The 14,105-nt window shown below is 70.5% G+C and carries 15 protein-coding genes; 8 read left to right on the forward strand and 7 right to left on the reverse strand.

Annotation, left to right across the window (positions count from 1 at the left end):
- Positions 1-3: 3 nt before the first annotated feature.
- The 5 genes from phzG (at position 4) to FE633_RS23620 (ending at position 5,356) form a co-directional block, all read left to right on the forward strand.
- Positions 4-639 (forward strand): phenazine biosynthesis FMN-dependent oxidase PhzG, encoded by a 636-nt coding sequence (gene phzG / locus FE633_RS23600; protein WP_138047166.1) that lies wholly within the window; start codon positions 4-6, stop codon positions 637-639.
- Between the two features lie 88 nt (positions 640-727).
- Entirely contained in the window at positions 728-2,368 is a 1,641-nt protein-coding gene (locus tag FE633_RS23605; protein ID WP_212747268.1) for a flavin-containing monooxygenase, read from the forward strand.
- 161 nt (positions 2,369-2,529) lie between these two features.
- Positions 2,530-3,831 (forward strand): 3-phosphoshikimate 1-carboxyvinyltransferase, encoded by a 1,302-nt coding sequence (gene aroA, locus FE633_RS23610; RefSeq protein WP_138047168.1) that lies wholly within the window; start codon positions 2,530-2,532, stop codon positions 3,829-3,831.
- Complete coding sequence (aroC, locus tag FE633_RS23615; RefSeq protein WP_138047169.1) at positions 3,828-5,012, forward strand: chorismate synthase; 1,185 nt, start codon at positions 3,828-3,830, stop codon at positions 5,010-5,012. The genes aroA and aroC overlap by 4 nt, the downstream gene beginning before the upstream one ends.
- On the forward strand, positions 5,009-5,356 hold the full coding sequence (locus tag FE633_RS23620; protein WP_138047170.1) for a DUF3099 domain-containing protein: 348 nt from the start codon (positions 5,009-5,011) through the stop codon (positions 5,354-5,356). The genes aroC and FE633_RS23620 overlap by 4 nt, the downstream gene beginning before the upstream one ends.
- A gap of 30 nt (positions 5,357-5,386) precedes the next feature.
- Here the strand turns inward: FE633_RS23620 and FE633_RS23625 are convergent, their stop codons facing one another.
- Complete coding sequence (locus FE633_RS23625; RefSeq protein ID WP_138047171.1) at positions 5,387-6,058, reverse strand: response regulator; 672 nt, start codon at positions 6,056-6,058, stop codon at positions 5,387-5,389.
- Positions 6,059-6,123: 65 nt separating this feature from the next.
- Positions 6,124-7,461 carry a sensor histidine kinase gene (locus FE633_RS23630; protein WP_246113792.1) on the reverse strand — a complete coding sequence of 446 codons (1,338 nt, stop codon included), beginning with the start codon at positions 7,459-7,461 and terminating at the stop codon, positions 6,124-6,126.
- A 179-nt stretch (positions 7,462-7,640) separates the two neighbouring features.
- Between FE633_RS23630 and FE633_RS23635 the strand changes: the two genes are divergently transcribed.
- Complete coding sequence (locus tag FE633_RS23635) at positions 7,641-7,847, forward strand: hypothetical protein (protein WP_138047172.1); 207 nt, start codon at positions 7,641-7,643, stop codon at positions 7,845-7,847.
- Here the strand turns inward: FE633_RS23635 and FE633_RS23640 are convergent, their stop codons facing one another.
- Both FE633_RS23640 and FE633_RS23645 read right to left on the reverse strand, forming a co-directional pair.
- The gene (locus FE633_RS23640) at positions 7,848-8,240 is read right to left on the reverse strand and encodes a guanyl-specific ribonuclease (protein WP_138047173.1); all 393 of its coding nucleotides are present in this window, start codon (positions 8,238-8,240) and stop codon (positions 7,848-7,850) included. It abuts the gene before it with no gap.
- Between the two features lie 141 nt (positions 8,241-8,381).
- A complete protein-coding gene (locus tag FE633_RS23645) occupies positions 8,382-9,011 on the reverse strand; it encodes a dihydrofolate reductase family protein (protein ID WP_138047174.1) in 630 nt (209 codons plus the stop codon).
- A gap of 148 nt (positions 9,012-9,159) precedes the next feature.
- Here FE633_RS23645 and FE633_RS23650 point away from each other — a divergent pair, with 148 nt between their 5' ends.
- Positions 9,160-9,930 carry an SDR family oxidoreductase gene (locus FE633_RS23650; protein ID WP_138047175.1) on the forward strand — a complete coding sequence of 257 codons (771 nt, stop codon included), beginning with the start codon at positions 9,160-9,162 and terminating at the stop codon, positions 9,928-9,930.
- 240 nt (positions 9,931-10,170) lie between these two features.
- On the opposite strand, the gene alc is transcribed toward FE633_RS23650, so the two are convergent.
- Both alc and allB read right to left on the reverse strand, forming a co-directional pair.
- Complete coding sequence (alc, locus tag FE633_RS23655) at positions 10,171-11,301, reverse strand: allantoicase (protein WP_138047176.1); 1,131 nt, start codon at positions 11,299-11,301, stop codon at positions 10,171-10,173.
- A 5-nt stretch (positions 11,302-11,306) separates the two neighbouring features.
- Positions 11,307-12,656, reverse strand: a complete 1,350-nt coding sequence (allB, locus tag FE633_RS23660) for an allantoinase AllB (RefSeq protein ID WP_138047177.1) — start codon at positions 12,654-12,656, stop codon at positions 11,307-11,309.
- A gap of 261 nt (positions 12,657-12,917) precedes the next feature.
- Here allB and FE633_RS23665 point away from each other — a divergent pair, with 261 nt between their 5' ends.
- Positions 12,918-13,733, forward strand: coding sequence for an IclR family transcriptional regulator (locus tag FE633_RS23665; RefSeq protein ID WP_138047178.1), 816 nt, complete (start codon positions 12,918-12,920; stop codon positions 13,731-13,733).
- Between the two features lie 13 nt (positions 13,734-13,746).
- Here FE633_RS23665 and FE633_RS23670 read toward each other — a convergent pair whose 3' ends face one another.
- Complete coding sequence (locus FE633_RS23670; protein ID WP_138047179.1) at positions 13,747-14,061, reverse strand: DUF5955 family protein; 315 nt, start codon at positions 14,059-14,061, stop codon at positions 13,747-13,749.
- Between the last annotated feature and the right edge of the window lie 44 nt (positions 14,062-14,105).

The following is a 14,105-nucleotide window of genomic DNA, read 5'->3' on the forward strand; positions in this document are numbered from 1 at the left end:
GCCGTGAGCAGCAGGTTCGAGAGTCTGACCGGTGTGGTGGACCGGCCGTTCCCGGAGTACGACGTGCCGCCGGCCGAGCCCATGTCCCTCGTCGGGCAGTGGATCACCTCGGCGATCGAGGCCCAGGTGCGCGAGCCCCTGTCTCTCGCACTCGCCACGGCCGACCAACGTGGCCGTGCCTCCAACCGGACGGTCTCCGTCATCGACGTCTCGGCGAAAGGACTCCTCTTCACCAGCCACAGCACCAGCCAGAAGGGCCGGGAGATCGCCGAGACGGGCTGGGGCTCGGGGTTGCTGTACTGGCGGGAGACCGGCCAGCAGCTGATCGTGTCGGGCCCGGTCGCGGTGCTGGCCGGCGCCGAGGCGGACCGGCTCTGGCAGGCCCGGCCCGCCCCACTGCACTCCATGACCACGGCGTCCCGGCAGAGCGACCCGGTGGCGGACCTGGAAGGGCTGCGGGGGCGGGCGGAGGCGCTCGCGCAATCCGGAACCCCGCTGCCCCGGCCCGAGCGGTTCGTCGGCTACCGGCTGGAGCCGGCCGTGGTCGAGTTCTGGTCCGCGGCCGACGACCGGGCGCATCGCCGGCTTCGTTACGACCTGACCCCGGACGGCTGGCGCGTCGTCAGGCTCCAGCCATAGCCGGGCCTTGGTCCCCTCACAGCTGTCGTCCGCCCACGGCGGCCGACTCCATCCCACCTGTCCACTTATGAAACAACGGAGTTCACCCGTGACCCACAAGGCAGAAGCCGACTTCGACGCCGTCGTCATCGGCGCCGGATTCGGTGGCATCTACGCACTGCACAAGCTCCGCAACGAACTCGGCCTGACCGTCCGCGCCTTCGAGAAGGGCGGCGGCGTCGGCGGCACCTGGTACTGGAACCGCTACCCGGGCGCGATGTCCGACGTGGACGGCCATGTCTACAAGTACTCCTTCGACAAGGAACTGCTCCAGGAGTGGGACTGGCACACCCGGTACACCCCGCAGGCCGAGACCCTGGCGTATCTGGAGACCGTGGTCGAGCGCCACGATCTGGCCCGTGACATCCAGTTCGACACGGCCGTCGAGTCGGCGGCGTACGACGAGTTCCACGATGTGTGGACGCTGACCACCGACACCGGCGAGACGGTCACGGCCCGCTACGTGGTGAGCGCGCTGGGGCCGCTGTCGAGCCGGAACTTCCCCGACATCAAGGGCCTCGACCGCTTCGAGGGCACCCTGGTGCACACCAGCGCCTGGCCCGAGGATCTCTCGATCGACGGCAAGCGGGTGGGTGTGATCGGCACCGGCTCCACCGGCACCCAGTTCGTCTGCGCGGCATCGCAGACGGCCGCGCACCTGACGGTGTTCCAGCGCACCGCGCAGTACGTCGTCCCGTCGGGCAACGGTCCGGTCGACGAAGCGGAGAAGGCCGCGATACGGGCCGACTACGACCGGATATGGGAGCAGGTGCGCACCTCCCGCGTCGGGTGCGGGTTCGAGGAGAGCGACGTTCCGGCGATGAGCGTCTCCGAGGAGGAGCGCCGGCGGGTGTTCCAGGAGGCCTGGGACCTCGGCAACGGCTTCCGGTTCATGTTCGGCAGCTTCGGCGACATCGCCGTCGACCCGGATGCGAACGAGGCCGCCGCCGAGTTCATCCGGTCGAAGATCCGGGAGATCGTGAAGGACCCGGAGACGGCACGGAAGCTGACGCCCTCCGATCTGTACGCCAAGCGCCCGATCTGCAACCAGGGTTACTACGAGGCCTACAACCGCGACAACGTCAGCCTGGTCAGCCTGCGGGAGACCCCGATCGTCGAGGCCACGGCCAAGGGTGTGGTGACCGAGGACGGCGTCGAGCACGAACTCGACGTGCTGGTCTTCGCCACGGGGTTCGACGCGGTCGACGGCAGCTACAAGCAGATGGACATCCGCGGCCGCGGCGGCGAGACCATCCGTGAGCACTGGGAGGACGGCGCCAGCAGTTACCTCGGGGTGTCCGTCGCCGGATTCCCCAACCTCTTCATGGTCCTCGGCCCGAACAGCGCCTTCAGCAACCTGCCACCGGGCATCGAGACACAGGTGGAGTGGATAGCCGAGCTGGTCAAGGCAGTGGAGGACGGCGGCCTGGCATCGATCGAGGCCACCCGGGAGGCGGAGGACGCATGGTCCGTCACCTGCCAGGAGACAGCCGATTACACCCTCTTCCCGAAGGTCGAGTCCTGGATCTTCGGCGCCAACATTCCCGGCAAGAAGCGAACGACCATGTTCTACTTCGCGGGCCTCGGCTCGTTCCGGGACAAACTGCGCGAGGTGACTGCCGCCGGCTACGAGGGCTACGTCCTCCGGAGCGCGGCGGCGCCGACCGGCGAACTGCCGACGGCGGCGTAGCCCGCACAGGGCTCCGGCCATGGTGCCTCCCGGGCCGGAGCCCTCACCTCGCACACACCCGAGCCCGCCCCAGCGCGGACCAATGACAAGTACACCGCCCCCACCGGAGCGCCTCCCTCGCACCCCGTCCCACACCCTTCCCAGCCCCAGGAGTGTGCTCGATGCCCCTCAGGACTTTCGACGGCATCGCCGTCGAAACGCCTCACGCCCGCATCCCGGGCTCCAAGAGCCTGACAAACCGCGCCCTGCTCCTTGCCGCTGCGGCTGAGGGCACCACCGTGCTGTCGGCGCCGCTGGTCAGCGAAGACACCATCGCCTTCCGTGGCGCCCTGGAGCAGCTGGGCGTGCGCGTGTCCGCCGAGCCCGGTGACGGCCACTGGCACGTGCGCGGCCTCGGCGGCGGGCCCCTCGGCGACGCCCGGGTCCACTGCGGGGACGCCGGCACCGCCGCCCGCTTCCTGCCGCCCTTCACCGCGACCGGACAGGGGCTGTTCTACTTCGACGGCTCACTCCAACTGCGGGCGCGCCCCATGCGTCCCCTGATCGACGCTCTCACCCGGCTCGGGGTGACGGTCCACGTCGGACGCGGCGGGCGGCTGCCGCTCGTCGTGGAAGGCGGGGGGCTCCAAGGCGGCCGCATCGTACTGGACTCCGACCTGAGCAGTCAGTACCTGAGCGGACTGCTGATGGCGGCCCCGTTGCTGAGCCGCCCGCTCACCATCGACGTACCGCATCTGGTCAGCCGTCCTTACGTCGACATGACCCTGGCCCTGATGCGGCACTTCGGGGCGCACGTCGAGCGGTCGGGGAACCGGATCACGACACGTCCGGGCGGTTATGTCGCCCGCGACCTCCCCGTCGAACCCGACGCCTCCAGCGCCTCGTACTTCTTCGCGGCGGCAGCGGCCACCGGGCGCTCGGTCACCGTCCGTGGCCTGGGCCGCCACAGCCTCCAGGGAGACCTGGGGTTCGCGCGGGTGCTGCGCCTGGCCGGGGCCGAGGTGACGGTCGGCGACAACGAGACGACGGTGCGCGGCCCGGACTCCCTCAGGGGCGGCTTCACCATCGACATGGGTGACATCTCGGACACTTTCATGACGCTGGCAGCCGTCGCCCCGCTGGCCGACGCCCCCATCACGATCACGGGCATCGCCCATACCCGGCTGAAGGAGTCGGACCGCATCAGCGCCGTGGCCCGCAACCTGCGCGCTTGCGGCATCCTGGTCGAGGAGGACGCGGACCGTATCACCGTCCACCCCGGCGTTCCGCGTCCGACGACGATCGCCTGCTACCGCGACCACCGGATAGCGATGTCCTTCGCGGTCCTGAACCTGGCCTCCTCCGCCGGGTTCGCCCTCGACGACCCCGCCTGCGTGGACAAGACCTTCCCCGGATTCCACGCCGAGCTGCGCAGGCTCATGTCGAACCCTGTCGTCCCCACTGACTCTGAGGAGCACCGTTGAGCAGGTTGCGCTGGCTGACCGCGGGCGAGTCCCACGGTCCCGCACTCGTGGCGACGCTGGAGGGCCTTCCGGCCGGCGTGCCGATCACCACGACGATGGTGGCGGACCACCTGGCCCGGCGCCGGCTCGGTCATGGACGCGGCGCGCGGATGAAGTTCGAGCGCGACGAGGTCACCTTCCTCGGCGGTGTGCGGCACGGGCTGACCCTCGGTTCGCCGGTCGCGGTCATGGTCGGCAACAGCGAGTGGCCCAAGTGGGAGCAGGTCATGGCGGCCGACCCGGTCGATCCGGAGGTGCTGGCCGGGCTGGCCCGCAACGCCCCGCTGACCCGTCCGCGGCCCGGCCACGCCGATCTGGCAGGCATGCAGAAATACGGTTTCGACGAGGCGAGGCCGATCCTGGAGCGGGCCTCCGCGCGGGAGACGGCGGCCCGGGTGGCGCTCGGTGCGGTGGCCCGCTCCTATCTGCGGGAGACGGCCGGCATCGAGATCGTCTCGCACGTGGTGCAGTTGGCCGCGGCGAAGGCGCCCCACGGCGTCTACCCCACCCCGGCCGATGCGGAGAGGCTGGACGCGGATCCGGTGCGGTGCCTGGACGCGGACGCGTCGCAGGCGATGGTCGCGGAGATCGACCAGGCGCACAAGGACGGCGACACCCTGGGCGGTGTGGTCGAAGTGCTGGCGTACGGGGTGCCGGTGGGTCTGGGCTCGCACGTGCACTGGGACCGCAGGCTGGATGGGCGGCTGGCGGCCGCGCTGATGGGTATCCAGGCGATCAAGGGCGTCGAGGTCGGCGACGGCTTCGACCTGGCGAGAGTGCCGGGCTCGGAGGCGCACGACGAGATCGTCACCACGGATGAGGGCATACGGCGTGCGTCGGGGCGCTCGGGCGGTACCGAGGGCGGGCTGACCACGGGTGAACTCCTGCGAGTGCGGGCGGCGATGAAGCCGATCGCGACCGTACCGCGGGCGCTGAAGACGGTGGATGTGGCCACCGGCGAGCCGGCGGCCGCCCACCACCAGCGCTCGGATGTGTGCGCGGTCCCGGCCGCCGGCATCGTCGCCGAGTCGATGGTCGCGCTCGTTCTGGCGGATGCGGTGGCAGAGAAGTTCGCCGGCGACTCGGTGCCCGAGACCCGCCGCAACGTCCAGTCCTACCTCGACAACATGCCGACCCGATGAGGGGCCGTCGGAAGCGCGACAGTGTCGTGTACCAGGTGACTGACGCTCAGGAGAGCCTCACGGAGGACGTCCGGGGCAGGCAGCGCCGATATGTGATCTCCATGACCGTCCGAACACTGGCCGTGATCGCGGCGGCCGGTCTCTGGGACAGACAGCGCTACATCGCCGTGGTGGCCCTGGCTCTCGCCGTCCTGATGCCCTACGCGGCAGTGGTGATCGCCAACGGCGGCCGCCGGAAAAGCCCGGCCGGCCCGCGCACCTCGCCATCGCCGTCCGACCCTGCCGGGGCCGTGTTCTCCTACCCCACGGAAGTCTGTGCGCCCGAAGGAGAGCAGACTTCCTGACTCCTACCCGGACCCGACCGAATGGCGAGGCTAGGCCCCGTCCCCCTCCAAGAGCCCCGCGTCATACGTCAACAGGGCGATCTGCACACGGTTGTTGAGGTCCAGCTTGGCGAGGATCCGGGAGACGTGCGTCTTGACGGTGGCGACGCTCATGAACAACTCGCTCGCGATCTCGGCGTTCGACCGCCCCCGCCCGACCGCGACGGCGACCTCGCGCTCACGGTCGTTGAGCGCGGCGATCCGCGTACGGGCGTTCGCACGCCGTGTGTCCGGGGCGGCACCCGCTGCGTGCTCCATCAACTGCCGGGTGACAGTGGGGGAAAGCACGGGATCCCCGGCCGCGACCCGACGCACCGCCGCCAGGATCTCCGCCGGCGGAGTGTCCTTGAGGACGAACCCCGCGGCGCCCGCCCGTAACGCCCGCATCACCTGCTCATCGGCGTGAAAGGTGGTGAGCACCACCACTTGGGGCGCGTCCTTACGACTCCTGAGCCGCTCCGTGGCCGTCAGTCCGTCCACGGTGGGCATCCGGATGTCCATCAGCACGACATCGGGCCGCGTGCGCTCCACCAGCGCCTCCACCTCACCCCCGTCGGCGGCCTCCCCAACGATCTCGAGGTCGTCGGCGCCCCCCAGCATGAAGGTCAGCCCGGCTCGGACCAGCGGATCATCGTCGACGAGGAGCAGACGGATCGGAGTCATGGGGCCCACGTAATCACGGTTCCCGCCCTGACGGCACGTCGGCCCATCGAGCCCGTGGGCCATGCTCACCGCTCCCACGGCAGCCAGGCCCGCACCTCGAACCCCCCGCCTCCCAGCGGCCCGTGGGCAAGCCGGCCGCCCGCCAGCATCGCCCGCTCGGTCAGCCCGATCAGCCCCTGCCCGGAGCCCGGCACCGGCGGGACCTCGCCCGGCGGATCCGGATTGCGTACGGACACGGTCAGTCCGTCCCCCGGCGCTCCCGACACGGCGACCGTCACCTCCGCCCCGGGTGCGTGCTTGCGCGCATTGGTCAGGCCCTCCTGCGCGATCCGGTACGCGGTACGCCCGACGGAGGCGGGAACGGAGGCCGCCTCGGCGACGCGGTTGTCGAGCACCACCTTCATCCCGGCCTCACGGGACTCGGAGACGAGCGCTTCCAGCGCCGCGAGGGTCGGCTGCGGCCGCCCGGGCTCCCCCACCGCACCCCCGGGCCCGGCCCCGCCCTCGCCTCCGGCCCCCCTCCGCAACACCCCGATGATCTCCCGCAGGTCCTGCAACGCGTCGTGCGCACTCTCCCGAATGACGCCGGCCGCCCGCGCGACCTCCGCCCTGGGTGCGTCGGGCCGGAACTCCAGCGCGCCCGCGTGGACGCTCAACAGCGTGAGCCGGTGGGCCAGAACGTCGTGCATCTCGCGCGCGATGGCCTCGCGCGCCAGGCGCTGGGCCTGTTCGGCGCGGAGGGCGGCCTCCGTCTCCGCGCGCTGGGCGCGGTCGCGCAGGCTCAGCAGGAGCTGGCGGCGGGAGCGGACGAACATGCCCCAGCCGATGGTCGCGACGGCGAGCAGCGCCCCGAGGATCAACGACGGGAGGTAGGCCAGATCGGGGGCGGGCCGCAGCCAGTAGAAGAGCGGGAGCAGCGCGGTCGAGACACCGCCGGCCCAGGCCACGTACTTGAAAGGTCTGTGCACGGCGAGCGTGAACAGCACGACCAGTCCCGCACCGCCCGCCGTGTTCGAGACGAAGGTGACGGGGACCATGGCCACGGCGAGGCCGACCGGCCAACGGCGGCGTAGCCAGATCGCGGCGCAGGCGAACGCGCCGATCAACTGGTCGGCGACCTCCAGCGCGTACGGGATGCCGGCCTCGTCGGGCAGGGTGTCCGCGGTGAGCAGACCGAGGACGACGGCCAGCAGGAAGGCGGCGAAGTCGATGATCCAGTCGCGCACGGTGCGCCGGGGCCGCCCCGTCCGCCCGGCGCGTGCCACCCGGTCGGGGTCGAGCTCGGCGGCGACCGCCGAAGGGAGCAGCCAACGGCGCCCGGGCAGAGGCAGCGCCGCCGACGCCGCCACCGGCGTCGCCCCCGGGCCTGCCCCCGCCCCCCGCATCCCCTCGTCACCTCTCACGGCCGACAAATCTACGCATCGGCGGACTCGCCCACAGCCCCGAGCACATGATCAACGACCAAAGTCGCACTGTCGAAGACTTTCGGCTCGCCCCCACCTCTCCGGCCCGAGACTTCCGTCGGACATACCTCGCCCCGCGGCCGATGAGCGTGGGGGGTCCGCGGGGCGAGGATCCTGGCATGAAGCAGGTTCTGGAGTTTCTCGGCGTGATCGCCCTCATACAGGGCGCGGCCGGTCTGATGCACGAGCTCACCGGCTGGCTGCGTGCCTGGCCCCTCGTGCAGAGGATCGGCTTTCTCGACGGCTACGAGATCTACGCGAGCGTCGCGTTGCTGGTCCTGTCGATCGCGCTGTTCGCAGCCGCCGAGAGCCGGAAACGCGGGTGATCAGCAGTTGTAGTCGACCAGCCGGAACGAGGCGTAGTGGTCCGCTGTGTAGTAGTCCTCCTGCTGCTCCTCGCCGGTGACGATGCGTCGGGCACCGCGCGTGTCGGAGCCGGGGGTGACCACCGTGTACTCGTGGTAGTAGCCGCTGCTCTGGTCCGGAAGGATGCCTTCCCTGTTCTGGAAGACGGTGCCGTCCTGGGGGTAGGGGAAGGGACCGCCCGACTCGATCAGGTCGAGCGTGTCGTGCGCCTGGGACGGCAGCGCGCTGTAGCAGACGTTGCCGACCGCGGTCGCCGCCGCGTTCGCGGGAACCGTGGCGGCGCCGCCTATGAGCAGGGCCGACATCAGAGAGACCAGGGCGCCGATGCGAGTGGTACGTGGGGGGAATCTCATGCCCTCTAGCATGACGCGCGTAGACCCTGGCATGTCAATGTCAAGGGCGACGTTTTTGCCCAGCAAGTCGGTTGAATTTTCCGGTAGTTAACCTGCCGCGCTGCAGACACATCGGGACGACACGGCTTCCGTAGGCACGCGCTACGCGCTTTCCGTCGGAAGCTCGTACGAGCCGTATTCCGGACGTCCTGCCAGCTCGTAGGTGTGGATGGCGACGCCCTTGCCCGTGACGCGCGCCCCGGCGTGCCGGAACGCGGTCGGCAGCCCGCCCTCGGCGAAGAGCCGGCGGCCCGTGCCGAGTACGACGGGGAAGGACAACAGGTGAACGGTGTCGACCAGGTCGAGCGCCAGAAGAGACTGCGCGAGGGCGCCGCTGCCGTGGACCTGGAGCTCTCCGTCGGTGTCCTCCTTGAGCGCGGTGACCTCCTTGAGCAGGTCACCGCCGATCACCCTGGTGTTGGCCCAGTCCGGCTGCGTGAGCGTCGACGAGGCGACGTACTTGGGCAGGGAGTTGAGCTTCGAGGCGATCGGGTCGGCCGGATCGGTGACTCTGGGCCAGTGCGAGGCGAAGATCTCGTACGTACGGCGGCCGAGGAGGAACGCGCCCGCGTGGTCGAAGACCTCGATCATGAACCGTCCGAAGTCCTCGTCGCCGTACGGAACGCTCCAGCCGCCGTGCCCGAAGCCACCGCTCGGGTCCTCGTTGGGACCGCCTGGGGCCTGGTAGACGCCGTCGAGGGTGACGAAGCTGGTGAGGGTGAGCTTGCCCATGACCGGTGCCTTCTTTCGATGTGGGGTGTCCTGTCATCAGCTCAGACTCCACCGGCGCCCGCAACTCATCGGTCCCGCCGTCCAGGTGGGTGAACTCGGCGTCCGATCACCGCCAGCACCGGAGGGCGACGGCCGGTGTGATGAAGCCATGACTTCTGACGACACCAGGAACGCCCCTCAAGACAACCTGCACGGCAAAGTGGCCCTCGTGACCGGCGGCAGCCGTGGGATCGGGGCGGCGACGGCGCTCCGGCTCGCCCGTGCGGGCGCGGACGTGGCCATCACCTACGTACAGGGCAAGGAAGCCGCGCAGGACGTCGTACACGGAATCGAGGCGCTGGGGCGGCGCGGCGTCGCGCTGCGGGCGGACGCGACGGACGCGGTCGAGGCGGTGGAGGCCGTCGAGCGGGCCGCTACCTCGCTCGGACGGCTCGACGTGCTGGTCAACAACGCCGGCGTCGGACTCCTCGGGCCCCTGCCCACGTTCTCCCTCGCGGACGTGGACCGCGTCCTCGCGACCAACGTCCGTGGCGTCTTCCTCACCACCCAGGCGGCCGCCGCGCAGCTGGCCCCCGGGGGCCGCATCATCATGATCGGCTCCTGTATGACACAGCGTGTACCGGGCCCGGGCGGCACGCTCTACGCGACGAGCAAGTCCGCTCTGATCGGCCTGACGAAGGCCCTCGCCCGTGAGCTGGCCGATCGTGGCATCACCGCGAACATCGTCCATCCCGGTCCCATCGACACGGACATGAACCCGGCGAGCGGTCCGTACGCGGCCGGTCAGAGCGCGGACACGGCTGTTGGGCGGTTCGGCTCCGCGGAGGAGGTGGCGTCGATGGTCGCGTATCTGGCGGGGGGTGAGGCGGGGTATGTCACGGGGGCGGAATTCTCGGTGGATGGCGGACATGCGGCGTAGGTGACCGGGGGTTTTTCGCCCCCGCCTCCCCTACCCATTCCCGTCCCCTGGGGCTCCGCCCCAGACCCCGCCAGGGGGCTCTGCCCCTGGACCCCCGCTCCTCAAACGCCGGAGGGGCTGATTTTCAGCCCGTCCGGCGTTTGAGGACGAGGCCGCAAGGCCGATAGCGGGGGTCTGGGGGCGCAGCCCCCAGGTACGGGATGGGACGGGTAGGGGCGGCGGGGGCGAAACAAACCCCCGTCAGCCGCCCAGCTCCTGGCGTCGGGAGCGCAGCTCCGCGCTTCCCTCCTCCGTCAACGAACCGAACAGCCGCAGCCGCGAGATCCCCCCGTCCGGAAAGATGTCCACGCGCGCGTGCGTCCCGACGACGGGGGCCGGGAGGACGAAACGGTGGTTCGTGTCCGGCTGCAGGCGGGTGCGGGGCAGCACCTCCACCCAGTCCCCGGCGGAGCCGTCGCGCGCCCAGACCGACGCCCACCCCGCCGAGTTGCCCTTGAGATACGCCGTGTCGATCTCGATCGCGCGGACCTCGGACCGGGCGGCGAGCCGATAGCGGATCCAGTCGTGCCCGGTGTCGCGACGGCGCCGCGTCTCCCAGCCGTCGTCCATCTTGCGGGAGCGCCCCGGCTGGATGGTGTTGGTGGCGGGCGAGTAGAAGAGGTTGGAGGCGTCCTCGACCTGGCCACCGTTCTCCAGGGCCACCACGTCGAAGGTGCCGAGCACCGTCAGCCATTCGGGGTCCGGGACCACCTCACCGTACACGCGCAGGCGCGCGATGCCCCCGTCGGGGTGCTGGTTGACGCGCAGATGCGTGAAGTGCTGTTCGACGGAGACGGCGAAGCCGTTTGCGGCGTGGCCGCCAACAGCCGTACGGGGTACGAGAGTCGTCCACTTCACGTCGCCCCCGAGGAGCTCCTCGGGGGACGGGGAGCCGGGCACCGACGCGCCCTCGACCGACACCGCCTGCGGGTAGTTGCCGCGGAAGTGGGCGGTGTCGACGACGACGCCGCGTACGACACCGGGGGCACCGAGGCGCACCAGCGCCCAGTCGTGGTCCTCGTCCGTGGGCCACGGATGCTCGGCGGAGGCGCCACGGCGCCGCCGCGTCTCCCAGCCGTCCATGATCTTGCCCTTGTGCCCGAAGTGCTCGGGGTCGAACTCGGCGCGCCCGGGCAGGAGCAGGTTCTCGCGCTGGGCGAAGAACTCGTCGTTGGCGGCGACGACTCCCGCGCCGAGCTGCCGGTCGGCGAGGTTGACGTACCGCTCGAACGGAAAGTCGGCGGTGCGGTAGTCGGCGTACGGGTCGCCGCCCGGGTACGGGTTCGCGTCGCCGGCGAAACTCGCCAGAGGGACTTCAGGCTGCGCCGTCATGGTGATCAGTCGTTCCTTTCGAGAAGTCGGCCGGCGGGTTCCGCGAACTCGCCCTCGGACACGATGCGTTCGCCGCGCAGCCAGGTGGATTTGACGACGCCGTACAGGGTTCGGCCCGCGTAAGCCGTGACCGGGTTGCGGTGGTGCAGCGCGACGGGGTCGACCGCGAAGGTCTCGTCGGGCGCGAGGACCGCGAAGTCGGCGTCCCGGCCCGCCTCGATGGCGCCCTTGCGCTCACCGAGGCCGACGAGCCGCGCCGTGCGCTCCGACATCCAGCGGACGACGTCCTCCAGCCCGTGACCGCGCCTGCGCGCCTCGGTCCAGACCGCGGAGAGGCTCAACTGCAGGCCGGAGATGCCGCCCCACGCCGTGGCGAAGTCGTCGGTCTTCAGGTCGGCGGTGGAGGGCGAGTGGTCGGTGACGACGCAGTCGATCGTGCCGTCGGCCAGCGCCTGCCACAGCAGGTCCTGGTTGGCCGCCTCGCGGATCGGTGGGCAGCACTTGAACTCGCTCGCCCCGTCGGGCACTTCCTCGGCGGTGAGCGTGAGGTAGTGCGGACAGGTCTCCACCGTGAGCCGTACACCCTCGCGCTTGGCCTCGGCGATCAGCGGCAGCGCGTCGCTGGACGAGAGGTGCAGCACATGCACGCGCGCGTGCAGGCGCTTGGCCCGCGCGATGAGGTTGGCGATGGCCGTGTCCTCCGCGTCGCGCGGCCGTGAGGCCAGGAAGTCGGCGTACCTTCCGCCGCCCTTCTGGGGGGCGGCGGCGAGGTGGTGCGGGTCCTCGGAGTGCACGATCAGCAGACCGCCGAATCCCGCGATCTCGGCCAGCGACCGGTCCAGTTGGTCCTGGTCCAGCTCGGGGAACTCGTCGACTCCGGAAGGGGACAGGAAAGCCTTGAAGCCGAAGACGCCGGCGTCGTGCAGCGGCCGCAGATCCTTGACGTTGTCGGGCAGCGCCCCACCCCAGAAGCCGACGTCGATGTGGGCCTTGGACCGGGCGACCTCCTGCTTGGTACGAAGGTGGTGGACCGTGGTGGTCGGCGGAAGGGAGTTGAGGGGCATGTCGATCAGCGTCGTGATGCCCCCGGCGGCCGCGGCACGGGTGGCGGTCCAAAAGCCCTCCCACTCCGTGCGGCCCGGGTCGTTGACGTGTACGTGGGTGTCGACCAGACCGGGCAGCAGAACGTCGTCACCGAAGTCCTCCAGCCGCGCTCCGGCGGGCACCTCGGCCTCGTACGGCAGTACGGCCGTGATCTTCCCTCCGGCGACCGCGACCGAGGCGGCGCGCGTCCCTTCGGGGGTGATGACGCGCACCGAGCGCAGTATCAGTTCGACCCATCTGTCGTCAGACACGCGGACCCCTCTCCATGCCGCTGTGCGGATCCCTTTACTTCCACGTAACGGAATTCAACTTTCTGTTGAAGGAGTCTTCCCATCCCGCCTCAGACCGTCAAGAGTCGGCTTCTCCACTCTGCCCCGAACCCACACACTCTGGACCTTTCCATTGGGCGGAATTAGACTTCCATGAAGCAGAACGTAGTTCCACGTAGCCGGACCGTCAATAAACTGGCGGGTAGGCTGCGATTTCTCTGCCAGTCTTGAAAGGACCGCGACGTGCCGACGTCCAGCGCCAACGACGCCCCTGGGGATGCCTCCGCGTCCAGGAACTCCGCCCCCACCGGTGGTGTCCAGTCCCTCGAGCGAGCCTTCGATCTCCTGGAGCGGATGGCGGACGCGGGAGGCGAGGTCGGCCTGAGCGAGCTCTCCGTGAGCAGCGGGCTGCCGCTGCCGACGATTCACCGGCTGATGCGCACGCTCGTGGTCTGCGGTTACGTACGCCAGCAGGCCAACCGCCGGTACGCGCTCGGCCCCCGCCTGATCCGCCTCGGCGAGTCCGCGTCCCGGCTGCTCGGCACCTGGGCCCGCCCCTACCTGGCACGCCTCGTCGAGGAGACCGGCGAGACGGCGAACATGGCGCTGCTCGACGGCGACGAGATCGTGTACGTCGCGCAGGTCCCGTCCAAGCACTCGATGCGGATGTTCACGGAGGTCGGGCGCCGCGTACGGCCGCACTCCACGGGCGTCGGCAAGGCGCTGCTCGCGCAGCTCCCGGCGGACGAGGTACGCGCGCTGCTGTCCCGTACGGGCATGCCGGCCGCGACAGAGAAGACGATCACCTCTCCGGACGCCTTCCTCACCGCGCTCGAAGAGGTGCGCCGGGCGGGGTACGCGGTGGACGACAACGAGCAGGAGCTCGGCGTCCGTTGCCTCGCGGTGTCCGTCCCCGACTCCCCCACCGCCGCGGCGATCTCGATCTCGGGGCCGGCCGGCCGGGTCACGGAGACGGCCACGGAGAAGATCGTGCCCGTACTGCAGCAGGTCGCGGTGGAGCTGTCGGAGGCACTGGCGAGTTCGGGGACAGGGGCCTGAACCGGCCTCGGTCTCAACGCCGTGGCGGTTCCCCGAAGAGTTCCACCGCGCTGCGCACCTCCGCGAGGCCCGACGAGAGCGCGCTGACCGAGCCGATGGATCCGGCGATCAGGAGCAGCGAGCGGCGCAGCCGGGGAACCTCGGGAATGCCGCTGACGGCCATCGCGGCGAGGGCCGCGAGCTCGTCCTCCGCTATGCCGCGGTCCGGGAAGTCGGCCGGATGCGCGGCGAGTTCGCGGCGCAGCCTGGACACCGCGGTCCGTAGCTCCGCCACTCTCGAATCCTCGTCCCTGCCGGTCACTGGCCTCTGCCCCAAGCTCCGCAACACAGCTCTCCCCCCTCGCACGCCTTTGTGCGCCCGACTTCGCACTC

It is taken from the genome of Streptomyces montanus (assembly GCF_005786655.1).
Classification (GTDB): domain Bacteria; phylum Actinomycetota; class Actinomycetes; order Streptomycetales; family Streptomycetaceae; genus Streptomyces; species Streptomyces sporangiiformans.